This window comes from Microbacterium sp. KUDC0406, from assembly GCF_021582875.1.
Classification (GTDB): domain Bacteria; phylum Actinomycetota; class Actinomycetes; order Actinomycetales; family Microbacteriaceae; genus Microbacterium.
In genome coordinates this window covers 241,782-266,996 of the sequence record NZ_CP091138.1, presented here as the reverse complement: position 1 = coordinate 266,996, position 25,215 = coordinate 241,782, and the positions used below count along the sequence as shown (strand labels likewise).

Annotated in this window: 16 protein-coding genes, 1 tRNA gene and 4 pseudogenes; 6 read left to right on the top strand and 15 right to left on the bottom strand. The window is 69.5% G+C overall.

Annotated elements, in window-relative coordinates; genetic code table 11:
* Positions 1 to 279: 279 nt before the first annotated feature.
* Positions 280 to 2,250, top strand: coding sequence for an acetate--CoA ligase (acs, locus tag L2X99_RS01405; protein ID WP_236135536.1), 1,971 nt, complete (start codon positions 280 to 282; stop codon positions 2,248 to 2,250).
* Between the two features lie 183 nt (positions 2,251 to 2,433).
* On the opposite strand, the gene L2X99_RS01400 is transcribed toward acs, so the two are convergent.
* Complete coding sequence (locus tag L2X99_RS01400) at positions 2,434 to 2,892, bottom strand: RidA family protein (protein WP_236135535.1); 459 nt, start codon at positions 2,890 to 2,892, stop codon at positions 2,434 to 2,436.
* Between the two features lie 4 nt (positions 2,893 to 2,896).
* Positions 2,897 to 3,115, bottom strand: coding sequence for a DUF4177 domain-containing protein (locus tag L2X99_RS01395; protein WP_236125377.1), 219 nt, complete (start codon positions 3,113 to 3,115; stop codon positions 2,897 to 2,899).
* 101 nt (positions 3,116 to 3,216) lie between these two features.
* Here L2X99_RS01395 and L2X99_RS01390 point away from each other — a divergent pair, with 101 nt between their 5' ends.
* The 4 genes from L2X99_RS01390 (at position 3,217) to L2X99_RS01375 (ending at position 7,911) form a co-directional block, all read left to right on the top strand.
* Complete coding sequence (locus L2X99_RS01390; RefSeq protein WP_236135534.1) at positions 3,217 to 5,820, top strand: transglycosylase domain-containing protein; 2,604 nt, start codon at positions 3,217 to 3,219, stop codon at positions 5,818 to 5,820.
* On the top strand, positions 5,796 to 6,758 hold the full coding sequence (locus tag L2X99_RS01385) for a metallophosphoesterase (protein ID WP_442923476.1): 963 nt from the start codon (positions 5,796 to 5,798) through the stop codon (positions 6,756 to 6,758). Before L2X99_RS01390 ends, L2X99_RS01385 begins: the two co-directional genes overlap by 25 nt.
* A 38-nt stretch (positions 6,759 to 6,796) precedes the next feature.
* Positions 6,797 to 6,870 (top strand) — tRNA-Pro (locus L2X99_RS01380).
* A gap of 273 nt (positions 6,871 to 7,143) precedes the next feature.
* Positions 7,144 to 7,911, top strand: a complete 768-nt coding sequence (locus tag L2X99_RS01375; protein ID WP_236135533.1) for an HAD-IIB family hydrolase — start codon at positions 7,144 to 7,146, stop codon at positions 7,909 to 7,911.
* Between the two features lie 85 nt (positions 7,912 to 7,996).
* On the opposite strand, the gene L2X99_RS01370 is transcribed toward L2X99_RS01375, so the two are convergent.
* From L2X99_RS01370 to L2X99_RS01335, 8 genes and pseudogenes are all read right to left on the bottom strand, one after another.
* Entirely contained in the window at positions 7,997 to 9,268 is a 1,272-nt protein-coding gene (locus L2X99_RS01370) for an alpha-hydroxy acid oxidase (protein WP_236125381.1), read from the bottom strand.
* Between the two features lie 11 nt (positions 9,269 to 9,279).
* Positions 9,280 to 9,936, bottom strand: a complete 657-nt coding sequence (locus tag L2X99_RS01365) for a FadR/GntR family transcriptional regulator (protein WP_329608104.1) — start codon at positions 9,934 to 9,936, stop codon at positions 9,280 to 9,282.
* A gap of 259 nt (positions 9,937 to 10,195) precedes the next feature.
* Positions 10,196 to 10,807, bottom strand: a pseudogene (locus tag L2X99_RS01360) (thymidine kinase); the annotation flags it as partial.
* 9 nt (positions 10,808 to 10,816) lie between these two features.
* Positions 10,817 to 12,274 (bottom strand): malate dehydrogenase (quinone), encoded by a 1,458-nt coding sequence (mqo, locus tag L2X99_RS01355; protein WP_268928537.1) that lies wholly within the window; start codon positions 12,272 to 12,274, stop codon positions 10,817 to 10,819.
* Positions 12,275 to 12,382: 108 nt separating this feature from the next.
* A pseudogene (locus L2X99_RS01350) lies at positions 12,383 to 13,454 on the bottom strand (aspartate-semialdehyde dehydrogenase).
* A 225-nt stretch (positions 13,455 to 13,679) separates the two neighbouring features.
* Positions 13,680 to 14,966 (bottom strand): aspartate kinase, encoded by a 1,287-nt coding sequence (locus L2X99_RS01345; RefSeq protein WP_236125384.1) that lies wholly within the window; start codon positions 14,964 to 14,966, stop codon positions 13,680 to 13,682.
* A gap of 75 nt (positions 14,967 to 15,041) precedes the next feature.
* Entirely contained in the window at positions 15,042 to 15,617 is a 576-nt protein-coding gene (locus L2X99_RS01340; protein WP_329608102.1) for a response regulator transcription factor, read from the bottom strand.
* Positions 15,562 to 16,980, bottom strand: a complete 1,419-nt coding sequence (locus L2X99_RS01335) for a sensor histidine kinase (RefSeq protein WP_236125386.1) — start codon at positions 16,978 to 16,980, stop codon at positions 15,562 to 15,564. Before L2X99_RS01335 ends, L2X99_RS01340 begins: the two co-directional genes overlap by 56 nt.
* 95 nt (positions 16,981 to 17,075) lie before the next feature.
* Between L2X99_RS01335 and L2X99_RS01330 the strand changes: the two genes are divergently transcribed.
* Positions 17,076 to 17,534 (top strand): DUF2871 domain-containing protein, encoded by a 459-nt coding sequence (locus tag L2X99_RS01330; RefSeq protein WP_329608101.1) that lies wholly within the window; start codon positions 17,076 to 17,078, stop codon positions 17,532 to 17,534.
* 199 nt (positions 17,535 to 17,733) lie between these two features.
* Here the strand turns inward: L2X99_RS01330 and L2X99_RS01325 are convergent, their stop codons facing one another.
* From L2X99_RS01325 to L2X99_RS01305, 5 genes and pseudogenes are all read right to left on the bottom strand, one after another.
* Positions 17,734 to 18,720: a DMT family transporter gene (locus tag L2X99_RS01325; protein ID WP_236135532.1), complete on the bottom strand. Its 987-nt coding sequence runs from the start codon at positions 18,718 to 18,720 to the stop codon at positions 17,734 to 17,736.
* 10 nt (positions 18,721 to 18,730) lie between these two features.
* A pseudogene (gene recR / locus L2X99_RS01320) lies at positions 18,731 to 19,309 on the bottom strand (recombination mediator RecR); the annotation flags it as partial.
* A complete protein-coding gene (locus L2X99_RS01315; protein WP_236135531.1) occupies positions 19,309 to 21,681 on the bottom strand; it encodes a DNA polymerase III subunit gamma and tau in 2,373 nt (790 codons plus the stop codon). The gene L2X99_RS01315 and the pseudogene recR, both read right to left, overlap by 1 nt.
* A gap of 135 nt (positions 21,682 to 21,816) precedes the next feature.
* Positions 21,817 to 24,225: a glycoside hydrolase family 65 protein gene (locus tag L2X99_RS01310; protein WP_236126935.1), complete on the bottom strand. Its 2,409-nt coding sequence runs from the start codon at positions 24,223 to 24,225 to the stop codon at positions 21,817 to 21,819.
* Positions 24,226 to 24,377: 152 nt separating this feature from the next.
* Positions 24,378 to 25,108, bottom strand: a pseudogene (locus tag L2X99_RS01305) (HAD family hydrolase).
* Positions 25,109 to 25,215 lie beyond the last annotated feature (107 nt).

The following is a 25,215-nucleotide window of genomic DNA, read 5'->3' as shown; positions in this document are numbered from 1 at the left end:
GCGGACGAGGCGCGGGAGCGCTCCCAAGATGAAGGGCGGCATCTCACGGGGGAATGAGATGCCGCCCAGGGCGCGCCACCGAATCGGGGGGTATCGGGCGCGCGAAAGCCGGAATACGATTTCGGCTGAGCAAGAGTGTACGCAAGGGAGGCGTCCTCACAAAACCAGGCCGGAATACCGACTTTCGGCAGTAGGCCCGGTAAGGGGCGCGGGATAGATTCGCCGTGCCACGGTCGTGTCCCTGCACGACCCCACCATCCGCGCAAAGGAGCGAGCGCCATGAGCAGCCAGATCGACCACCTTCTCAACGAGTCCCGGCAGTTTCCGCCCTCGCCCGAGTTCGTCGCCCAGTCCATCGACGACCCCGCGCTGTACGAGCGCGCCGCCGCCGACCGCGAGGGGTTCTGGGCCGATCAGGCCCGCGAGCTGCTGCACTGGCACAAGCCGTTCACCGAGGTGCTGGACTGGTCCAACCCGCCGTTCGCCAAGTGGTTCGACGACGGCGAGCTCAACGTCGCGTACAACTGCCTCGACCGTCACGTCGAGGCGGGCATCGGCGATCGCGTGGCCATCCACTGGGAGGGCGAGCCGGGCGACTCGCGCAGCATCACCTACGCCGAGCTCACCGACGAGGTCAAGCGCACCGCGAACGTGCTGGCCGATCTCGGCGTCGGGCACGGCGACCGCGTCGCCATCTACCTGCCGATGATCCCCGAGGCCGTGGTCTCCATGCTGGCGGTCGCCCGCCTCGGTGCGATCCACTCGGTCGTCTTCGGCGGCTTCAGCGCGGACAGCCTGCGCTCCCGGATCGACGACGCCGGCGCGAAGGTCGTCATCACCGCCGACGGCGGCTACCGCAAGGGCCGCGTCTCGGCCCTGAAGCCCGCTGTGGACCAGTCCCTCGCCGACCGCAACGGCGAGGGCGAGCAGCAGACCGTCGAGCACGTGCTCGTCGTCAAGCGCGGCGGGAACGACGTCGACTGGACCGAGGGCCGCGACATCTGGTGGCACGACGTGGTGCCTGCGGCATCCGCCGAACACGAGGCGCAGGCGTTCCCGTCGGAGAACCCGCTGTACATCCTCTACACCTCGGGTACGACCGGTAAGCCGAAGGGCATCCTGCACACCTCGGGCGGGTACCTGACCCAGGCCGCGTACACCCACAAGTACGTCTTCGATCTGCACCCCGAGACCGATGTCTACTGGTGCACCGCCGACATCGGCTGGGTCACCGGGCACTCCTACGTCACGTACGGCCCCCTGGCCAACGGCGCGACGCAGCTCATGTACGAAGGCACCCCGGATGCCCCGCACCCTGGCCGCTGGTGGGAGCTGGTGCAGAAGTACGGCGTCACCATCCTGTACACCGCGCCGACGGCGATCCGCTCGTTCATGAAGATCGGCCGCCAGGTGCCGAACGAGTTCGACCTCTCCAGCCTGCGCCTGCTCGGCTCGGTCGGAGAGCCCATCAACCCCGAGGCGTGGATGTGGTACCGCGAGGTGATCGGCGGCGGCAGGGCCCCGATCGTCGACACCTGGTGGCAGACCGAGACCGGCGCGATCATGGTCTCCCCGCTGCCCGGCATCACCGCCGCGAAGCCCGGCTCCGCCCAGGTGCCGCTGCCCGGCATCTCGATCGACGTCGTCGACGAGCAGGGCCAGGAGGTCGAGAACGGCGCCGGAGGCCTGCTCGCGATCACCAAGCCGTGGCCGTCGATGCTGCGCGGCGTCTGGGGCGACCCCGAGCGCTTCAAGGAGACCTACTGGGAGAAGTTCGAGGAGCAGGGCTTCTACTTCGCCGGCGACGGCGCCCGCCTCGACGAGGACGGCGACCTCTGGCTGCTCGGCCGCGTCGACGACGTCATGAACGTGTCGGGACACCGTCTGTCCACCGCCGAGATCGAGTCCTCGCTGGTCGCCCACGAGGCCACCGCCGAGGCGGCGGTGGTGGGAGCATCGGATGAGACCACGGGTCAGGCGGTGGTCGCGTTCGTGATCCTCAAGGAGAGCTTCCTCGCCTCGCACACCCCCGAGGGCCTGGCCCTGCAGCTGCGCGGCTGGGTCGGAGAGCAGATCGGCCCGATCGCCCGCCCGCGCGACGTCTACATCGTCGGCGAGCTGCCGAAGACCCGGTCCGGCAAGATCATGCGCCGTCTGCTGCGCGATGTCGCCGAGGGCCGTGAGGTCGGCGACACCACGACCCTTGCCGACACCGCGGTGATGAGCATCATCTCGGCACAGGTGAAGTAACGCTCCCCGCTCGTTGAGCGAGGAGCGCAGCGACGAGACGAAACGCTCTAAGTCCGGCTGGGGCGTTTCGTCTCGCTTCGCTCGCTCAACGACCGAGTCTCTGGGTCCCTGAGCCTGTCGAAGGGCCCGGGACGTGACGAAGGCCCCCTCCGTGGAGGGGGCCTTCGTCATGTGCACGATCGATCAGCCGAGGAGGAAGGCGACCTCGACCTCGACCGGGCTGTCCAGCGGCAGCACCGGCACGCCCACGGCGGCACGGACGTGCTTGCCCGCGTCGCCGAAGATCTCGCCGAGCACCTCGCTGGCGCCGTTGATCACACCGGGCTGACCGGTGAACGCCGGGTCGGATGCCACGAAGCCGCCGACTCGCAGCACCCCGACGATCCGGTCGGCATCGCCTGCCGCCGCCGCGGCCGCGGCGAGTGCGTTCAGCGCGCAGTTGCGGGCGTAGGACTTCGCGTCCTCGGCGTCGACTCCGGCGCCGACCTTGCCCGTGGCGGGGAGCGCCCCCTCCTCGAACGGCAGCTGGCCGGAGGTGTAGACGACGTCGCCGTGCACCGTGGCGGGCACGTAGGCGGCCACGGGTGCGGCGACGGCCGGCAGCTCGATGCCGAGTTCGGCGAGACGTGCGGTGGTGCTCATCGGATCAGTTCCCCTCGAACTGGCGGGCGGCCTCGGCCGCAGCCGCGAGACCGGCGTTGGTGGCCGCGTCCTCCTGAACGGGACGCTTGAAGTACGCGACCAGCCCTCCCTCGGGTCCGGTGACGACCTGCACGAGTTCCCAGCCCTGCTTGCCCCAGTTGTTGAGGATCGCGGCCGTGTTGTGGATCAGCAGCGGGGTGGTCAGATACTCCCACGTGGTCATGGCACTCCTATGCGTCGGGCAGGCCCTCAGCGGCCTGACGTTCGGGCTGTTATTCAGGGAACTCCCCTACGATCAAGCGTATGCCCCAAACGAAACGCACGGTGAAAGGTGTGCTCGGCGGACTGCTCGGCCTGGTCGGCCTGAGCGCAGTCGCCGGCCTCCTGGTCACCGCGACGGTCACCCCTGCGATCGCCATGGCCGGTTTCACCGGTTCGCAGGCGCTGACCCTTTTCGACGAGTTGCCGAGCTATCTGAAGCCGTCCGAGCCGATGTCGCCGACGACCATCTACGGCAATGACGCGAACGGCAAGCCGTTCAAGCTCGCCACGTTCTACGAGCAGAACCGCACCCCGGTCACCTTCAATCAGCTGTCTCCCACGCTGGTCGATGCGCTGCTGTCCAGCGAGGACAAGAACTTCTACTCGCACGGCGGCGTGAACCTGCTGGCAACGGTGAAGGCCGTCGTCGAGAACGTCAGGGGCACTTCGTCTCGCGGCGCGTCGACGATCACGCAGCAGTTCGTGAAGAACGTGCTCATCCAGCAGTGCGAGCAGGATGTACCGCCGGATGACGAGCACTACGACGACAAGATGCAGCAGTGCTACCTCGATGCCGCGACGGCGAAGGGGTCGGCGGGCATCGAGCGCAAGCTGCAGGAGATGCGCTACGCGATCCAGGTCGAGAAGGACTACTCCAAGAACGACATCCTGCTCGGGTACCTGAACGTGTCGAACTTCGGCGGCACGACGTACGGCATCGAGGCCGCAGCGAACCGCTACTTCAGCACGACGGCCGCCAAGGTGAACCTGGCGCAGGCGGCGACCCTGGCCGGCATGGTGCAGGAGCCCAACCTGCTGCGCATCGACAAGCCGGAGGGCACCTGGACCGACAAGGACGGCAAGGCGCACAATACGAAGGATGACGGGTACGAGACGACCAAGAAGCGTCGCGACTACGTGCTCGGCCAGATGTATCTGAACGGCCAGATCACCAAGGCGCAGTACGACGAGGCCAAGGCCACACCGGTGACACCCAAGATCTCGACCACCACGCAGGGCTGTGCGAGCGCCCGCGACAACGCCTACTTCTGCCAGTACGCGCTGTCGGTGATCAAGAAGGACAAGGCGTTCGGCGCCACTGCGTCAGAACGGGCGGCGAACCTCAAGCGCGGTGGCATGCAGGTGTACACCTCGCTCGACCTGCGCGTGCAGAGCGCTGCCGTCGAGTCCGTGCACAGCCGGGTACCCGCCTTCATGTCTGGCATCAACTTGGGCGGCGCGGCCGTCTCGATCGAGGCGAGCACTGGACGCGTCCTGGCCATCGCGCAGAACACCCAGTTCAGCGAGTCCGCGGCGGATGCCAAGAAGAGCGGTATCAGCTCGCAGGTGTTCGCCGCCGATTCTGCCCATAACGGCGCCAACGGCTTCTCGGTCGGTTCGACGTACAAGCTGTTCACGCTGATCGACTGGCTCGAGAAGGGCCACTCTGTGAACGAGACGCTCGACGGCCGGGCATCGGGCACCGCCGGCACGTACAACCGCGACGGCTGCGGCGGTACCTACACGCTGGCGAAGGACAAGGCGATCGGCAACTCAGGCCGGAACAGCGGATATGTGGGCAGCGTCATGCGGTTCACCGCAAGGTCGCTGAACACCGGCTTCCTGGCGATGGCGAAGCAGCTGAACCTCTGCGACATCAACCAGGTCGCCAAGCGCATGGGCGTGCACCTCGGCAGCGGCTGGGACGTGACCAAGCCGGACCAGGAAAAGAACCCCGGTGCCAACGACCCGTTCCCCTCGGTGCTCGGTTCGAAGAACATCGCTCCTATTCAGATCGCCGGCGCCTATGCGACCGTCGCCAACAAGGGCAAGTATTGCGAGCCGCGGGTGATCGACAAGATCATCGGCCAGGACGGCAAGGAGATCGCTCCACCGACGCCCGCGTGCAGCCAGGTGATCTCTCCCGAGGTCGCCGCGACCGCCGCCTACGCGCTGCGAGGCGTGATGGAGGGCGGCACCGGTGGTGGCGCGAACCCGTACGACGGCACCCAGCTGATCGGCAAGACCGGTACCGCCGAGAAAGAGCACACGATGCTGGTCGAGTCCAGCACCAAGGTGACCACCGCAGTCTGGGTGGGCAACATCGTCGGTTTGGTGCCCCTGAAGAAGTTCACGGCGCATGGCGTGCGGCTGAACGACATCCGCTATGGGATGGCCAGAGAGATCCAGCGTGCCGCAAACAAGGCGTATGGCGGCGACGCCTTCCCGACGCCCGACAAGAACCTCACGCGCAGGGTGCTCAAGGACCTGCCGAACGTCGTCGGGATGAGCGTCGACGACGCGAAGAGGACCCTGACTGACGCCGGGTTCCAGGTGAGTGTCGGCACTGCCGTGGACAGCGACCAGCCGGCAGGCAACGTCGCGACTCAGGCACCGGGCGCCGGACAGGTCGCGGCCGGTACGACGGTGACGATCGCGCCCAGCACGGGCAAGCCGAAGGAGACGGGCCTGAAGGTGCCCGACGTCAAGGGCAAGTCCGCTGCCGAGGCGATAGCCGAGCTCAACGGCGCCGGCTTCACGAACATCAACTGGGACGGCCGCTGCGAGCCCAGCTCCAAGGTGGCCGACACCGATCCGGCCGCAGGGTCCACCGCCCAGGCCAACCAGGGGATCAAGGTGAGATGCGAACGGGAAGACGGACATTGACCGCTCGTGACGCTCACCCGGCCCTCATCGCGCTCGGCGCGGTGGGGGCCGTCGGCGTAGCCGCTGCGACGTGGGGCATCGGCATCGAGCGCTACCTGTTCACGGTGCGCACCGCGACTGTTCCGATGCTCTCCCCTGGGTCTGCCCCGATCCGGGTGCTGCACCTGTCCGACGCGCACATGGCGCCGTGGCAGCATCGCAAGCAGCAGTGGCTGGCCTCGCTCGCCGAGCTCGAGCCCGACCTGGTCGTGAACACCGGCGACAACCTCGGGCATCCGGACGGTCTGGCCGGCATCCGCCGCGCCTTCGCGCCGCTGGCGGGCATTCCGGGCGTGTTCGTGCACGGCTCCAACGACGTGCACGCCCCTTCGCCGCGCAACCCGTTCAAGTACTTCGCCGGTCCGTCCGCGCGCCGCTCCGCGCCACGCCTGCTCGACACCGACGCGATGGACGCCTTCTTCACCGACGAGCTGGGCTGGACCGACCTCAACAACGCGGCGGCCCGGCTGACCGTCGCCGGGCGCCCCGTCGACTTCTTCGGCGTGGACGACCCGCACCGTGACTGGGATCGCCTCGAGGACCTCCCGCAGCGGATCGCCGAGGTCGGACCGCAGCATCCCGGAGCTCCCGTGCTGGGGGTCGCGCACGCGCCCTACCAGCGGGTGCTGAACGAGTTCGTCGACCTCGGAGCCGACATGCTCATCGCCGGCCACACGCACGGCGGCCAGGTCTGCCTGCCCGGGTACGGCACGATCGTCGCGAACTGCGACATCCCGCTGAAGCAGGCCAAGGGCCTGAGCACCTGGTCGCACGGCGGGCGTTCGGTGCCGCTGAACGTGAGCGCCGGATGCGGCACATCGATCTACGCTCCGGTGCGCTTCGCGTGCCGTCCCGAGGCCTCGCTGCTGACCCTCGTCGCGGCGCCCTCGATTCGGTAACCGCGCTCGTTCCATGTAGACTCGAACAGTTGCAAAAACGGGGTGTGGCGCAGCTTGGTAGCGCGCGTCGTTCGGGACGACGAGGTCGCAGGTTCAAATCCTGTCACCCCGACAGCATGCAAGAAGGGGCCTGATCCGCCGGAGGCGGATCAGGCCCCTTCTTGCATGCCCGAGGGTGTCAGGCGGGCCCCCGCGGCGCAGGAGGCTCCGCATGCCGCCTACCTCCCAAACGCGACCTGCCCGCCTGCCAGCGGCATGTGGAGGGCGCCGTGGGGACGCACCCCGTCGCGACGTGCCTCGCAGGCGATGCCGCATCGCGGCAGCGCCGTCCCGAGCGTCGACCCATCTGACGATCCCGCCATCATCGCTCGTCTAGGCTGGAGGGATGACCTCGCCCCGCCTCGTCGCCTTCGATCTCGACGACACGCTGGCTCCCTCGAAGGGCGCGATCGATCCTCGCATCGCGGGTCTCCTGCGCGTCCTCATGCACCGCGTCGACGTCGCGATCATCTCCGGCGGCAACGAGGAGCAGTTCCGCTCCCAGGTGATCGCCCAGCTCGGCGACGCGGATGCCACGGACCTGCAGCGACTGCACCTGCTGCCCACCTGCGGCACCCGCTACCTGCGCCACGACGGACACGACTTCGCCCCGGTCTACGCCCGCGATCTGACCGCCGACGAGCGGGATGCCGCTCTGCTGGCGCTCCGCGAGGAGGCACAGCGCCTGGGTCTCTGGGAACCGGAGCCCTGGGGCGACATCCTCGAGGACCGCGGCTCGCAGATCACCTTCTCAGCCCTCGGCCAGCGGGCACCGCGCGATGCGAAGGTGGCGTGGGATCCCGACGGGGCGAAGCGCGAAGCGCTGCGCGACGCGGTCGCCGCGCGGCTTCCGGGTCTGGAGGTGCGATCCGGCGGATCCACGTCGATCGACATCACCCGGGCCGGTATCGACAAGGCCTACGGCATGCGCCAGCTCGCCGAGCTCAGCGGCATCCCGCTCTCGGACATGCTGTTCTACGGCGACCGGCTCGACGAGGGCGGCAACGACTACCCGGTGCTCGCGATCGGCGTGCCGTGCGTGGCCGTGGAGGGCTGGGAGGACACGGCCGACAAGCTCGACGAGCTGCTCGTGGCTCTGCCCATCGGTCGTTGAGCGGAGGCGCGCCAGCGCCGCAGACGAAACGCGGCGACGTGCCTGGCGGGCGCAGCGCGTTTCGTCTCGCTCGTTCCTCGCTCGCTCAACGAACCGCGACGGACTCCCCCAGCGGCACCATCCGGGTCAGCTGCGTGACGTGCGCAGGCGTCAGCTCGGCGAGCGATGAGACGCCCAGCAGACGCATCGTGCGCTCGATCTCGGTGCGCAGGATGGCGATCGTGCGATCGACGCCCTGGCGGCCGCCCGCCATCAGCCCGTACAGGTACGCCCGGCCGATCAGGGTGAAGTCGGCACCCAGCGCGACGGAGGCGACGATGTCGGCGCCGTTCATGATCCCGGTGTCGACCATGACGGTGAAGTCGTCACCCACAGCCCTGCGCACCTGCGGCAGCAGGTGGAACGGGATCGGCGCGCGGTCGAGCTGGCGCCCGCCGTGGTTCGAGAGCACGATGCCGTCGACGCCGGCATCCTTCAGGCGCACCGAGTCCTCGACGTTCTGCACGCCCTTGACCACGATCTTGCCCGGCCAGATTCCGCGGATGACATCGAGGTCGGCGTAGCTTATGGTCGGATCCATCGCGGCATCCAGCAGCTCGCCGACGGTGCCGCCGGTGGTGCTCAGCGATGCGAACTCGAGCTTCGGCGTCGTGAGGAAGTCGACCCACCACCACGGCCGCGGGATGGCGTTCACGATCGTGCCGAAGGTCAGCTGCGGCGGGATGCTGAAGCCGTTGCGCTTGTCGCGCAGGCGCGCGCCGGCGACCGGGGTGTCGACGGTGAAGTGCAGGGTGTCGAAACCGGCCGCGGCGGCGCGACGGGTGAGCTCGTAGGAGATCTCGCGGTCGCGCATGACGTACAGCTGGAACCAGTTCCTTCCCGGCACCGGTCCCTGAGGCTCTCGAAGGGTGGCCGCCTTCACGCCCTCGATCGAGGTGGTGCCGAGCGTGGAGAGCGTGAACGGGATGCCAGCCGCGGCGGCGGCGCCCGCGCCGGCGACCTCGCCCTCGGTCTGCATCAGGCGGGTGAAGCCGGTCGGCGCGATGCCGAAAGGCAGCGCGCTGGGCCCGTCGAGGATCTCGACGCTGGTGTCGACAGTCGGTGCGGGCTTGAGGATGCCGGGGTGGAACTCCACGTCCTCGAAGGCCTGACGTGCCCTGGCCAGCGACAGCTCGCCCTCTGCAGCGCCGTCGGTGTAGTCGAACGCCGCCTTGGGCGTGCGGCGCTTGGCGATCGTGCGCAGGTCGTAGATCGTGAGCGCGGCGTCGAGGCGGCGCTTGCGGCCGTCGAGCTCGGGCTTCTTGAACCGCATCAGCTCGAAGAGCTCTGCGGGCTTGGGCAGCTGCCGCTGGACCATGGTGTTCTCCTTCAGAGGGCGGCGTCGGGGACGAGCCCCGACGCGGTGTAGTAGCCGATGATGTGGTCGTGGACCAGAGACCGTGCGCTGTCGCCGTCGCCGCTCTCGATCGCCGCGACGAGGGCACGGTGCTCTGCGCGCAGGCGTTCGGCCATCCCGCGCCAGTCGTCGATGCGGGCGGACCCCTCCAGAACGTACGATTCGATCGCGCTGCGGAGTCCCGCCATCATCGCCGCGATCACCGAGTTGCCGGATGCCTCGGCGAGAGCCAGATGCAGCTGGGCGTCGAGAGCGAGGAACTCCGGGGCGGGAAGATCGGCGTCGTCCATCGCATCCAGCAGCGCGTGCGCTGCGGCGGTGTCGCGGGACTCGGAGGCGGCGAGGGATGCCGCGACGGCACCCTCGAGCACGAGCCGCGTCTGCACGACGTCGGCGATCGGAAAGCCCTGTGCGGCGACCTGCAGGCGCAGCAGCTGCTGCATCCCGCCCGCGGGCGTTGCGATGACGATCGCGCCAGACTGGGGCCCGGAGCCGGTCGCCGTGCGGATCAGGCCCATCACCTCGAGCACGCGCAGCGCCTCACGAACGCTGGACCGGCCGACGCCGAGGTCGGCGGACAGGTCGCGCTCGGACGGCAGCCGGTCTCCGGGGCCGAGGCGCCCTTCCACGAGGTCGCTCTCGATGCGTTCGAGCACCGTGCGCCAGGCGCGAGCGGCAATGGGCTCCGGCATCCGTCCTCCTGTGGTCTGACCACAGGTTATCCCGTGTGGTCAGACCACGCAACCCGTGCGTACACCGGTCACTCACCCACTCACTTCCCTTGGGTTTGGGGCGGATTCTGGTGTTCGGGGCGCTCCGGCACCGCCCCAGACGGGGGATTCCGCCGCAAACCCGGGAAGAAGAAGTCAGTGCCTCAGCCGAGCACTCCCCGGACTCCTCGAGGTAGCAGTTGCCGCACAGCGATTCGTAGGTCACCGCGGCGCCGTCGATCGCGACCTGATCGCCGTCGAACACGAAGCGGCCGTCCACCAGCCGCCCGTTGAACACGGCCTTCCGGCCGCAGCGGCAGATCGTCTTCAGCTCCTCCAAGGAGTGCGCGATCGCGAGCAGCCGGGCCGAACCGGGGAACGCGTGGGTGAGGAAGTCGTTGCGGATGCCGTACGCCATCACCGGGATGCCGTCCAGCACCGCGATCCGGAACAGGTCGTCGATCTGCTCGGGCGACAGGAACTGGGCCTCGTCGATGAGCAGGCAGGCCACGTCGACGTGCTGCGGCAGCAGCGTCGCGGCGTCCTGCTGCCGGATCCGCTCCCGCTCGCGTGCGAACAGCTCCCGGGCATCATCAGAGGCGCCGATCAGGAAGTCGACCTCTCGGGTGACGCCGAGGCGGCTCTCGATCTGCGTCGCACCCTTGGTGTCGATCGCGGGCTTGGCGAGCAGCACGTGCTGGCCGCGCTCCTCGTAGTTGTACGCCGCCTGCAGCAGGGCCGTCGACTTGCCCGAGTTCATCGCGCCGTAGCGGAAGTAGAGCTTCGCCACGGTCGTTGATCAGGCCGTGAGGTCGAGTGCCGCCGCGGTCGCGCTCATCGCCATCTCGGCGGTCTCGCGATCGTCGTTCAGCTTCGTGCCCAGAGTGGGGACCAGCTCGCGCAGCTTCGGCTCCCACTCCGCGTACTCCGAGGGGAAGCACCGCTTGAGCAGCTGCAGCATGATCGGCGGGGCGGTCGAGGCGCCCGGTGAGGCGCCGAGAAGGCCTGCGATCGAGCCGTCCTCGGCGGCGACGATCTCGGTGCCGAACTGCAGCTTGCCATCGCGCATGACCTGCGCGCGCTGGCCCGCCTGCAGCAGCTCCCAGTCGCCGTCGGCGGCGGTCGGCATGAACTGCCGCAGCGTCGCCACCTTCTTCGAGTGCGTCTTCAGCAGCTCGCTGACGAGGTAGGTGATGAGGTCGAAGTTCGTGAACGCGACCTTGAGCATGCTGCCCAGGTTGTGCGGGCGCACCTGCGTGACGATGTCGAGCATCCGCCCGTTCTTGAGGAACTTCGGGCTGAACGTCGCGAACGGGCCGAACAGCAGGCTGCTCTCACCGTCGACGACACGCGTGTCGAGGTGCGGCACTGACATCGGAGGGGCGCCGACAGGCGCCTGCGAGTAGACCTTGGCCTTGTGCTGGGCGACGATCTTCGGGTCGGAGGTCTTCAGCCACTGACCGCCGATCGGGAAGCATCCGTAGCCGCGGATCTCGGGAATACCCGAGCCCTGCAGCAGCTTGAGGGCCCAGCCGCCGGCGCCGACGAACACGAAGCGCGCCTTGATGTCGCCGGGCGCCCGCCCGATCGTGCGACGGTACTTGACGTGCCAGCCGCCGTCCTTGTCGCGCTTCAGCTTGCGCACCTCGGTGTTGGTGCGCACGTCGACGCCGCTCTCGCCGAGGTGGTCGAAGAGTTGACGGGTGAGCGCGCCGAAGTCGACGTCGGTGCCGGCCGCACTGCGGGTCGCCGCGAACGGCTCGCCCTTGCGGCGCTTCTGCATCAGCAGCGGAGCCCACTGGTTGATGACGCGGGAGTCCTCGCTGTACTCCATTCCGGCGAACAGCGGCTCGTCCTTCAGCAGGGCATAGCGCTCGCGCAGGTACTGCACGTCGTTCTCGCCGCGCACGAAGGTCATGTGCGGGGTCGAGTTGATGAACGTCTTCGGACCGTCCAGGATGCCGCGCTTGACCCACGACGACCACAGCTCGCGGCTGAGCTGGAACTGCTCGTTGATGCCTACCGCCTTGCTCGAGTCGAGCAGCCGGTCCTCGCCGCGGGGCGTGTAGTTGAGCTCGCACAGCGCGGAGTGACCGGTGCCGGCGTTGTTCCAGGCGTTCGAGCTCTCCTCGGCGACCTCGCCCAGGCGCTCGAACGCGACGATCTTCCAGTCCGGCTGCAGCTCGTGCAGCAGGGTACCCAGGGTGGCACTCATGATGCCACCGCCGATCAGGACGACGTCGACGGATTCAGTCACCGAACCAGTCTAGGCTTCTCCCGCGCAGGGCCCGAATCGGCAAGCCCGCGCCGAGACGGGGGCGGAGCCCCCACGTCTCGGCGCGGGCTTGCCGTTTCGTCAGGTGGGTCAGGCGACGGCTGCGCCCAGGCGCTCGGCGACCACCTCGGCGATCTGCACGGCGTTCAGCGCGGCTCCCTTGCGCAGGTTGTCGTTGCTGATGAACAGCACGAGGCCCCTGCCCTCGGGCGCGGACTGGTCGGCGCGGATGCGGCCCACGTAGCTGTCGTCCTTGCCTGCCGCGTAGAGCGGCGTCGGCACCTCTTCGAGAGACGCCGGGTGCGGATGCGAGCACCTCCCGGGCACGGTCGGGGGTGATGTCCGCGCCGAACTCGGCGTGGATCGACAGCGAGTGCCCGGTGAACACCGGGACGCGCACGCAGGTGCCGGCGACGCGGAGGCCGGGCAGCCCGAGGATCTTGCGGCTCTCGTTGCGGAGCTTCTTCTCCTCGTCAGTCTCGTTCTCGCCGTCGTCGACGAGGTTGCCGGCAAGCGGGATCACGTCGAACGCGATCGGGGCGATGTACTTCTCCGGCTGCGGGAAGTCGACGGCCGAGCCGTCGTGCACCAGGCGCAGCGTGTCGCCCTGCGCGAGCACGCCCTCGACCTGACCGAGCAGCTCCTCGGCACCGGCGAGCCCGGAGCCCGAGACAGCCTGGTAGGTCGAGACGATCAGGCGCTCGAGGCCGGCCTCGTCGTGCAGAGCCTTGAGCACCGGCATGGCCGCCATCGTGGTGCAGTTCGGGTTGGCGATGATGCCGCGCGGACGATCGTCGATCGCGTGCGGGTTGACCTCGCTGACCACCAGGGGCACCTCGGGGTCGTTGCGCCAGGCGCTGGAGTTGTCGATGACGACGGCACCGGATGCCGCGAACTTCGGCGCGTACGCCCGGCTGGCGGTCGCTCCGGCCGAGAACAGGGCGATGTCGATGCCCGCGGCATCCGCTGTGTCGACGTCCTCGACGATGACGTCGACCCCGCCGAACTCGATGGCGGTGCCCGCGGAGCGGGCGGAGGCGAACAGGCGCAGCTCGCGGATCGGGAACGAGCGCTCGGCGAGGATCTCGCGCATCACTCGGCCGACCTGGCCGGTGGCGCCGACGACGGCGACGGAGTATCCGGAATCGGAGATGCGGGTCATGACTGGGTCCTTGGCGGTAAGACGATGCGCCAGGCTCGGCACCGGGTCGCGGATGCTTCGCCCGGCGCCGATGTCAGGGTTGCGGTGAGTCTACCGTGCCCTGGATGGGCTCTGGCGCTCTTGGTCGTTGAGCGGAGCGACGAAGGAGCGAAGACGAAACGCCCCGGCTGATCTGAGAGCGTTTCGTCTCGCTTCGCTCGCTCAACGACCGACGACCGGAGGTCGTCAGCGGCCGGTGCCGGCGTGGACCGTGGCCTCGATCTCGCTGTCGAGGCCGTACGCGGTGTGCACCCCGCGTGCGGCCTCGACCAGCTCGTCGGCACGCAGCACGACCGAGATGCGGATCTCGGAGGTGGAGATCATCTCGATGTTGATGCCGGCGGTCGAGAGCGCCTCGAACAGGATGGCCGAGACGCCGGAGTGGGTGCGCATGCCGGCTCCGACGACCGAGAGCTTGCCGATCTGGTCGTCGTGAAGGAGCGCCTCGAACCCGATGCGGTCGCGCTCCGCGGCCAGCGCCTTCAGCGCCGCCGCCGCATCCGCCTTGGGGACCGTGAACGAGATGTCGGTGCGACCGGTGGAGGCGGCGGACACGTTCTGCACGATCATGTCCACGTTGGCACCCGACTTGGCGACGACGGTGAAGATCTCCGCGGCCTTGCCCGGCACGTCCGGGACGCCGGAGACGGTGATCTTGGCCTGGCTGAGGTCTGTGGCGACGCCGGCGACGATGGGTTCTTCCATGGCTGCTCCCTCGGATTCGCGGGGGTTCTTCATGCCCTCGCCCAGAACGTAGGTGCCCTCGGCCGCCGAGAAGGTCGACCGGGCGTGGATGATGACACGGTGCCGGCGGGCGTACTCGACGGCTCGGATGTACAGCACCTTCGCGCCGTTGGCCGCAAGCTCGAGCATCTCCTCGCTGGAGACGTGGTCGAGCTTGCGGGCGTTCGGGATGACGCGCGGGTCGGCGGTGAAGATGCCGTCGACGTCGCTGTAGATCTCGCAGACGTCGGCGTTCAGCGCGGCGGCGAGCGCGACGGCGGTGGTGTCGGAGCCGCCGCGGCCGAGCGTGGTGATGTCGAGGGTGTCGCGGTTGATGCCCTGGAACCCGGCGACGATGACGATGGCGCCCTCGTCGAGCGCCTCCCGCACGCGCACCGGGGTCACGTCGACGATGCGAGCCTTGCCGTGGTGCGAGTCGGTGATCATGCCGGCCTGGCTGCCGGTGAACGAGCGCGCCTCGAAGCCCATCGAGTGGATGGTCATCGCGAGCAGCGCCATCGAGATGCGCTCACCGCTGGACAGCAGCATGTCGAGCTCGCGCGGGGCGGGGATGGGCGCCACCTCGTGCGCGAGGTCGAGCAGCTCGTCGGTGGTGTCTCCCATCGCGCTGACCGCCACGACGACGTCGTGCCCGGCGCGCCGGGTGTCGACGATGCGCTTCGCGACGCGCTTGATGCTCTCTGCGTCGGCGACGGAGGAGCCGCCGTACTTCTGCACGATGAGGGCCACGTTCACTCCCTGGGATTGCGGGCGATCAGCCCACGCACATTCTACGGAGCGGGTTCATGCCTCGTGGCGTATGTGTCAGATCAGGCCGCGACGGCGGGCTTCGGCGGCGGCAGCTGTGCGGCTGGGCACACCGAGCTTCTCGAGCAGGTGCACGACGTGTGTCTTCACCGTGGCCTCGGTGATGAACAGCCGGGTGGCGATCTCGCGGTTGGCGGCGCCGGCGTCGATGAGCTGGAGCACCTCGCGCTCCCGCGCGGTCAGCGTCACCCGTGGCGCGCGCAGCGCGCCGATCAGGCGGTCGTCGGCCAGCCCGCCCACGAGGCCGCTCGATGCGGCATCCGTGATCGCCTTCGCGATCGTGTCGGTGCCGACCTCCTTGAGCAGATATCCGGCGGCACCGGCCTCGATCGCGCGGACGATCTGCGCGTCATGATCGAACGTGGTGAGGATGATGACTGCCGGCGGCTCCGGCTTCGCGCGCAGTGCCGCCGTCACGGCGACGCCGTCGATGCCCTCCCCCAGCCGCAGGTCGCAGAGCACGACGTCGGGGCGCAGCTCGGATGCCGCGACCAGCGCCTCCTCGCCCGTCGACGACTCACCGACGACTTCGAAGCCCCGGCTCTCGATCACCGCACGCAGTCCGGCACGCACGATCGGATGGTCGTCCACGAGGAGGATGCGGGTGCTCACGACGCCCCCGCTTCTTCCCCCGCGCGGTCGATTCTGCATCCGCACGGCCCGGCTCCGCTGCGCTTTCCACCGCGCGGTCGAAAACGCTCCGCACCTCTGGGTCCTGTGCGGTGGTTCTCGCATCCGCTCGCGCCGAATCACCTGTGTCTCCGACCGTGCGGTCGTACGTGAGCGGCACGCTCGCCGTCAGTCGGGTCCCGGCACCGTGCGTGCTGTCGATCCGGAGCTCGCCACCCAGCTCCTCGAGCCGCGAGCGCATCGCGATCAGCCCGTACGATGACCCTGGCCGGCCGGCGGATGCCTCGTCGAAGCCGTGTCCGTCGTCGGCGATCTCCAGCCGCGCCACGCCTTCGGAGGCGCTCAGGTGTATCTCGACCCGCGCCGCACCGGAGTGCTGCCGCACGTTGGCGAGAGCGGACTGCGCCACACGCAGAAACGCGACCTCGACGCCGGTCGGCAGCGCAGGCATCGGCTCGGACACCTGCAGCGCGGTGTCGATCCCGGCGTCCGTGCGCAGCGTGTCCAGCATCCGTTCCAGTGCACCGGCGAGGGCCGAGTCCTCCAGTTCGGTGGGCGCGAGAGACGCCACGATGCGGCGCAGTTCGACCAGCGACTGCTGCGCGAGGGCGTCGATCTGCGGCATCCGCTCGGCGGCTCCGGTGCGTGCCAGCAGCGACACCGAGCTGAGCTCCTGCGCGATCGTGTCGTGCAGGTCGCGGGCGAGCCGGGTGCGCTCCTTGGCGGCGCCGGCCTCGCGCTGGGTGTGCGCGAGCTCGTCCTGCAGAGCGGCCGTCTCGTGCTGCGCCTGCAGCAGCGAGGCGATCAGCCGCTCGCGCTCGGCGGCGTCGCGCAGCAGCGTGTCATAGCCGAGCGAGATCGCGAGGGCGAACCCGCCGCCGAGCAGCGGGCCGACGATGTGCGCGAACATCAGCGGGGTGTGGTGCAGCATCGGCGCAGTGATCGCGGCTGCGAGCACCACGGCCGCGTAGACCCACGTGACGCCCCCACGGAGCAGATGCCCGGCCAGCAGCAGCAGCGGGAACGACAGCCAGGTGTACTCCGGCGACAGCACCAGCATCCCGGCCCAGATCGCGGTGAGCGCGGCCAGCCACCAGCGCGCACTGCGGCCGTGGATGAGCGCTGCGCCGGCTCCGTACCAGCCCAGGAAAAGCCCGGCGGCGAGCGTCGCCGGCAGCAGCGGCACGCCGCCCAGCACCGCGCGGATGCTGGTCACGACGGTGAGCAGGACAGCGATCAGGTGCAGCGCGAAGCGTGCGGTGCGCAGCATCCGATGCCGACTCGGAACGGATGCTGCGGCGGTCATGCTCCGATTCTCGCGCGTCTGCGCGGAAAACGGGGGCGGCGGGCATCGTCCCTTCGATGGATGCGGGGCCGCACGGCTGCGAGCACCCTGGAACCATGACCGACAACGCTGTGACCGAGACCTCCCGCGCTCAGCGCTCCGCACTGAGCATGCTGCTGCTTTCCGTCGCCGTCTACACCGTGCTGGGGCTGGCCGCGGGCCTGTTCTATCGCGAGTTCACGAAGGCGAACGGGTTCGAGGAGGGGATGCCGGGGCAGCTCGCCGTCGCGCACACTCATATCCTCACACTCGGCATGATCATGCTGCTCATCGTGATGGCCCTGGAGAAGTCGTTCCGGCTGTCCGGGAGCAGGCTGTTCCGCTGGTTCTTCTGGATCTACAACGCCGGGGTCGTGCTGACCACGGCGATGCTCGTCTGGCACGGCACCCTGCAGGTGCTGGGTGAGAAGGCGTCGATGGCGATCTCCGGCATCGCAGGCGTCGGCCACATCCTGATCGGGGCAGCCTTCGTGCTGCTGCTCCTGAACCTCTGGAAGTCGATCCGCCGGGGTTAGTCGGCCGCCGCCGTTGTCCGTTGCCGCGCAAACCAGAAACGACCGCGCGAACGGCCTCGAACAGCTCGCGCTGCAGTTCTTGGCTCACGCGGCGCACATACGCGCAGCGTGAGCAACAAAGTGCAGCGCGAACCGCAGGACGTGTCGAGAACTGCCGCGCGACCAGAGGTCTGTGGCGCGACGTCATGGGGAGCCTGGATCAGCGGGTGGGATCGGTCTTCGGCGCCGGCGGACCGTCGGCGATCGCCTCGGCGGTCTCGGCGGTCGTCACCGGACCGGTCGTGAGATCGGGTGCCGAGGGTTTCAGCCGGCCGCCGGTGGCGGCGAACCAGCATCCGGCCAGGATGATCGGGAAACCGATCAGCAGACCGGCGGTGACCGGCTCACCGAGCAGGATCGTGCCGAGGATGATCGCGACCACCGGGTTGACGTAGGTGAACAGCGGCGCCCGCACCGGACCGACCTCGCGGATCAACGCGAAGAAGAACACGAACGCGAGGGCCGTGCAGATCACGCCGAGCAGCACCAGGGACACCGTGGAACGCACGGTCGGCACCTCGTGCTGCGTGAGCAGGCCGGCCGGCAGGTAGGCCAGGCCGACCACGGTGAGCGCGAGCGCGATGGTGCCGATCGAGGGCACGTCCGACAGCTTGTGGGCGATGATGAACGGCGCGATCGCGTACAGCACCGCGGTGAGCAGGATCTCGCCGATGGCGATGAAGCTGGCCGTGCCGTGCGCGAACAGACCCGGGCCGGCCACGACGATCGCGACGCCGACGAATCCGACCAGCAGTCCACCCAGGCGCGTCGGGGCGAGTACGGAGCGGTCGCCGCGCAGCAGGGCGATGACCACGGCGAACAGCGGGACAGTCGACACCAGCAGTCCGGTCAGGCCGGACGGCACCTGAGTCTCGGCGTGACTGAGCAGCAGAAAGGGGCCGGCCATCTCGACGGCGCCGAACGCGAGCACCCACGGCCACACCTTGAGCGCGGCCTTCAGGGCCCCGGAGCGGATCGCGAAGGGCAGCAGCACGAGTGCGCCGAGCAGGGTGCGGGCCGAGACGACCGCCGGTGGCGAGAACGACTCGACCGCCTCTTTGATGAACAGGTAGGTGATGCCCCACACGATCGACATGATCGCGAAGAGGATCCAGCCCTTGCGGGTGAATCCGCCGTGGGGGCTCACAGCCGGCGCCGCCCTCGAAGGCGCGGCCGAGGGTGACCTCGTCTGCGTACTCGAGGTCGCCTCCGACGGGCAGGCCGGAGGCCAGGCGCGAGACCGTGATCTCCATCGTGGTCAGCAGGCGGCTGAGGTAGCTCGCGGTCGCCTCGCCCTCGAGGTTGGGGTTGGTGGCGAGGATGACCTCCTGCACGGTGCCGTCGGCGAGGCGGGTCATCAGCTGCGCGATGCGCAGGTCGTCGGGGCCTACGCCGGCGATCGGGCTGATCGCGCCGCCGAGCACGTGGTACAGCCCGCGGAACTCGCGGGTGCGCTCGATCGCCGCGACGTCCTTGGCGTCCTCGACCACGCAGATGAGCGCGGCGTTGCGCCGAGGGTCGCGGCAGATCGCGCAGCGGTCCTGCTCGGAGACGTTGCCGCACACCTCGCAGAACCGCACTCGGGCTCGCACCTCGGTGAGCAGCTCGGAGAGGCGGGCCACATCGAAGGACGGTGTCTGCAGGATGTGGAAGGCGATGCGCTGCGCGGACTTCGGGCCGATACCGGGAAGGCGGCCGAACTCGTCGATCAGCTCCTGGACGATGCCGTCGTACATCAGTTGAACCTCGTCTGGGGCTCGTAGGGCTCTTCGCGCAGGAATGTCGCGCCGAGCACCTGGCGGATCACGGCCTCGCCGCGACGCTCCACGCCGCCGGGAGCCGAGGAGCGGCTGGTGACGACGGGCGCAGCGGCCGGCGCGGTCCGCTGCGCTGCGGGGCGGGATGAGGCGGACGCCGGGGCCGTCTGCGGCGCGGGTGCCTGTGCAGCCGGCATCGGGCCCGCGTCCGGCGGAGCGGCGTCGTAGTGCGGGTCGTACGGTGGCTCGTCCATGTCGGGAGCATCGTCGTCGTCGGGCAGCGGCGGCTCGTCGTGATCGACCATGCCGTCGACCGGCGGCGCCGGCGCGGATGCGGCGGACTCGACCTCTGCGGGCTCGTCGTCGACGGCGAACTGCGGCTGAACGGGCTCCTCGTGCGATGCGGGGATCGGCGCGACCGCCCACTCGGTGACCGGCGTGGCGGCGGATGCCGCGGTACGCGGAGGCTGCGGAGTGCGCGCGCCCGCGGACGGCTGCGCGGTCGCAGCCGGTGCCGCGGATGCGGGCGCGGTCGATGTGCCCTGCGACACGGGTTCTCCGGGCTGCGGTACGCCGGGCGTGGCCCAGCCGGATGCCGGCGCGTCGTCGCCGTCGCGGGTCGCGGATGCCGCCTGACCAGCCGGGACGGGGTCGGACGGCGCCGGCTCGGCGGGAGCCGCAGCCCCTCCCCGATCCGGGCCGTCCTGAGGTCCACGCGCTCCCCCGCCGCCTCCGCCACCGGGCGGAAGCGGCGCGGGGCGGTACTTCACCCGCACGCCGAGCTGCTGCTCGATCGCGCTGCGCAGGTGGTCGGAGGGGCCGGGTCCGGGCGTCGGCCCCTTGAAGCGCGTGACGTCGGACGGCGTCGCGAAGCCGAGGGTGAGCACGTCGTCGGCATAGGCGAGCGGCTGCACGGTGGTGACGAGCGTCCAGGCGTTGCGATTGATGCCCGCGAGCCGGTCGAGCACGGCGGGCCATTCCGCCGTGATGCGCTCGAAGGTGACCGGACCGGTGGGCGTCCGGGGTGCGGGCTCCGGGGCAGGTGAGGGCGTTTCGTCTCGCTCCGCTCGCTCAACGACCGGAGGCGCAGACGAGCCGTCGGGAGCCGACGTCTCGGACGCAGCGACCGGAGTCACGGGTTCGCGGGCCGCGGCGGGGGCTGTCGGCTCAGAGGCAGCTGAAGGCGTTTCGTCTCGCTCCGCTCGCTCAACGACCGGAGACGAGGCGCCCGGGGAAGCGGCCAGCACGCGAGCCACCATGAGCTCGAGGTGCAGCCGCGGCGACGTCGCGCCGGTCATGTCGTCGAGCGCCTGGCTGACGACATCCGCCGTGCGGGAGAGCCGCGCCGACCCGAAGGCGAGGGCCTGCCCCTGCATCCGCTGCAGTTCGTCGGCGGGCACTCCGCGCAGCACGGCGGATGCGCCGTCGCCGACGGCGGCGATCACGATGAGGTCGCGCAGCCGTTCGAGCAGGTCGTCGACGAAACGCCGAGGGTCCTGTCCGGTCTGCACCACGCGGTCGACGGCGGGGAAGGCCGCTGCGGCGTCGCCGGCGGCGAGCGCGTCGACGATCTCGTCGAGCAGTTCGGCGTGGGTGTAGCCGAGCAGCGCCACGGCGCGCGCGTAGGTCACCAGCGGCTGGGTTCCTGAGCCCGTCGAAGGGTCGGAACCGGCGATCAGCTGATCGAGCAGCGACAGCGTGTCGCGGGGCGAGCCGCCGCCGGCGCGCACGGCGAGCGGCAGCACGCCCTGCTCGACCTGCACGCCCTCTTCGGCGCAGAGCTTCTCGACGTACTCGAGCATGGCCGCGGGCGGCACCAGCCGGAACGGGTAGTGGTGGGTGCGGGAGCGGATGGTGCCGAGCACCTTCTCGGGCTCGGTGGTCGCGAAGATGAACTTCACGTGCTCCGGCGGCTCTTCGACGAGCTTCAGCAGGGCGTTGAAGCCCTGCGGCGTGACCATGTGCGCCTCATCGAGGATGAAGATCTTGTACCGATCGCGGCTGGGCGCGAAGGTGGCCCGCTCGCGCAGGTCGCGGGCGTCGTCGACACCGTTGTGGCTGGCCGCGTCGATCTCGACGACGTCGAGCGAGCCGCCGCCGCTGCGCGACAGCTCCACGCAGCTCGGGCACACGCCGCAGGGCGTGTCGGTGGGGCCCTCGGCGCAGTTCAGGCAGCGCGCCAGGATGCGTGCGGACGTGGTCTTCCCGCACCCGCGCGGACCGGAGAACAGATAGGCGTGACCCACCCTGTCGCCGCGGAGTGCGGTCATGAGCGGGTCGGTCACCTGGGACTGACCGATCATCTCCCCGAAGTTCTCGGGCCGGTAGCGGCGATAGAGGGCTGTGGTCACCAGAACAGCCTACGGTGTGCCCCGGACACTCGGATCTGTCGCGGAGCGTGAAGGCGTTTCGTCTTCGCTCCTTCGTCGCTCCGCTCAACGACCGGATGGCGGACCCTTCGACAGGCTCAGGAACCCAGCATTCCGTCAGTCGATCTCGAGCACCGGAATGGTCGTGGTCACCGGGACGGTCGGCGACATCAGTGTGCCGTCCTCGCGGCGGGCGTCGGCGAAGCGCTGCAGCGTCGGGCGACCGGGGCGCACCGGCCCCTGGCCGGCCAGGAGCGCGACGGCATCCGAGCCGACCGAGGCGGTGTGCGCCGCGCCCCGCACGGTGAACGACACGGGATCGCCCGAGAGCACCCGCATCCGCAGTTCGCCACGAGTGATCGTCACGCACAGCGACGACCCGCGCCACTGCAGCGGGAACTCCAGCGACGGCCAGGAAGCGGGCAGCCGCGGGTCGAAGCTCAGCTCGCCCGCGTAATCGCGCATGCCGCCGAAGCCACTCACCAGGGCCGACCACACGCCGCCGGCCGACGCCACGTGCACGCCGTCGGTGGCGTTGCTGTGCAGGTCGTGCAGGTCGACGTAGAGCGCCTCACGGAAGTACTCCAGCGCCAGCTCCTGGTACCCCACCTCGGCGGCGAGGATCGACTGCACGACCGCCGACAGCGTGGAGTCGCCCGTGGTCAGCGGGTCGTAGTAGTCGAAGTCGGCCAGCTTCTCCTCGTCGGTGAAGTGACTGCCCTGCAGGAACAGCGCGAGCACGACATCCGCCTGCTTCAGCACCTGGAACCGGTAGATCACCAGCGGGTGGAAGTGCAGCAGCAGCGGGCGCTGGTCGTCGGGGGTGTTCGCCAGGTCCCAGACCTCGCGCTCGAGGAACAGCGAGTCCTGCGGGTGGATGCCGAGACCGGGGCTGAACGGGATGTGCATCGCCTCGGCAGCGCGCTCCCAGCCGTCCGGCTCCCCGGCATCCAGCCCGGTGCGCGCGACCAGCGCGGCGTACGCGTCCGGTGCCGACTCGGCCATCGTGCGGACGATGCGCGCCGCGAACCGCAGGTTGTGCCGGGCCATCACGTTGGTGAACAGGTTGTCGTTGACGACCGTGGTGTACTCGTCGGGTCCGGTGACGCCGTGGATGTGGAACGTCGAGTCGCCGTTCGTGCCGCGCCAGAACCCGAGCGTCGCCCACAGCCGCGCCGTCTCGACCGCGATGTCGGCCGCCTCGCTGCGCAGGAAGTCCACGTCGCCGGTCGCGTACACGTACTTGCCCAGCGCGAAGCTGACGTCGGCGTTGATGTGGTACTGCGCGGTGCCCGCCGCGTAGTACGCCGAGGCCTCCTCGCCGTTGATCGTGCGCCACGGGAACAGCGCACCGGCCTCGTTCAGCTGCGCGGCCCTTCGCCGCGCGGCCGGCAGCATGAGCACCCGTGCGCGCAGCGCGTTGCGCGCCCACTGCGGCGACGTGTAGGTGAGGAACGGCAGCACGTAGATCTCGGTGTCCCAGAAGTAGTGCCCGCTGTATCCCGAACCGGTGAGTCCCTTGGCGGGGACACCGGCGCCGTCGGCCCGCGCCGACGCCTGCGCCAGCTGGAAGAGGCACCAGCGCACGGCCTGCTGCAGGTCGTCGTGATCGCCGATCCGCACGTCGCTGCGCTCCCAGAACGCGTCGAGCCACTCCGCCTGACGGGCGAACAGCGCGTCGACGCCCTCCACCGCCGCGCGATCGAGGGTGCGGCGGCAGCGGTCCACCAGTTCGCGCGCGGGGACGCCTCGCGACGTGTGATAGCTGACCAGCTTCGTGAGCCGGATCGGCACGCCCGCCTTCGCCTGCATGCGGAACACGTTCTTCGCGATGTCGGGCTCGATCAGGGTGCGCGCACTGTAGTCGTTGTCGGTCTCGATCACGTGGTCGGCGACCACTGCCAGCGTCATCCCGGAGTCCGCTACCCGGTACGACAGTGCGGAGCGCAGTCCGTCCTGCCAGTACTCCGCGGGCTGCAGTACGCGGTCGGTGATCTTCTCGGCCCTGCGCGGATCGAACCCCGCCTTCCCGGCGGCGGCCCTCTGCGCCGCCTCGGGGGTGCCGGTGTAGACGGTGCCGCCGTCCTGGCGGTTCAGCAGCTGACAGCTGATCGTGACAGGGGCATCCGCGTTCTCGACCACGAGATCGAGTCGCAGCACGGCGAGGTGACGCTCATCGAAGCTCACCATGCGCTCGTCGCGCAGCCGCACCCGCTTGCCGGAGGGCGTCACCCACAGCACGTCGCGGTGCACGACGCCGGTGCGCATGTCGAGCGTGCGCGAGTACTCGCGCACATCGGCGTCATCGAACGACAGCGGCTCGTCGTCGACGTAGACGCGCATGATCTTGGCATCCGGCGCATTGACGATCGTCTGCCCGACCTCGGCGAACCCGTACGCCTGCTCGGCGTGCCGGATCGGCCAGGTCTCGTGCAGGCCGTTGATGAATGTGCCGTGCTCGTGCGCGCTGCGCCCCTCGATGTGGTTGCCACGCAGCCCCAGGTACCCGTTGCCCACGGTGAACAGGGTCTCGGGCAGGCCGTCCGCGTCATAGCGGCTCTCGACGAGACGCCAGGGATCGGGGAGTAACGGTCGCTGTCGAACACTTCGGCTCTCTCCGTTCGCTCAGTACGCCGCATGCGCACTCTCTCCGTGGATCGGTGTTTCGGATGAAGGGATCAGGATGCCAGCAGGCGTGCGAGATCATCGACGATACTCGTCGCGCCGGCATCCCGCAGTGCCGCCTCGCCCGCGCCGCGATCGACGCCGACCACGATGCTGAACCCGGCGGACGCCGCGGATGCCGCTCCCGAGACCGCATCCTCCACCGCGACGGCGTGCGCCGGATCGACGCCCAGCGCGAGCGCGCCGGCGCGGAACATGTCCGGTGCGGGCTTGGAGGCGAGGTGGTCGCGCTCGGCGACGACCCCGTCGATGACGACGGTGAAGAACGAGCGGATGCCGGCTGAGCCGAGCACCTCCTCGGCGTTCTTCGAGCTGGACACGACGCCCATCGGGATGCCGGCGTCGCGCAGCTGCTCGAGCAGGGCGAGTGAACCGGGGAACGGGACGATGCCATGGCTGCGCAGCTCGGTGGCGAACGCGGCGTTCTTGCGATTGCCGATACCGCTGATCGTGTCCTCCGTCGGCGCGTCGTCGACGTGCCCCCAGGGGATCTCGACATTGCGGCTGCGCATCACCGCGGCGACGCCGTCGTACCGCTTCTTGCCGTCGACGTGCGCGAAGTAGTCGGCATCCGTGTAGGGGGTGTGATGCCCCAGTGCGCGAACACGTCGTCGAACACGGCCTGCCAGGCGCGCATGTGCACCTCGGCGGTCGGAGTGAGTACGCCGTCGAGGTCGAAGAGGACGCCGGCGGATGCGCGGAGATCTGGCAGGGATTCGGGCATGTGTCCAGGGTAGTCACGCAGCCCGGTCGTTGAGCACTCCCGGGTCGTTGAGCCCGGGTCGTTGAGCGAGCGAGGAACGAGCGAGACGAAACGCTCTCAGGTCCCGA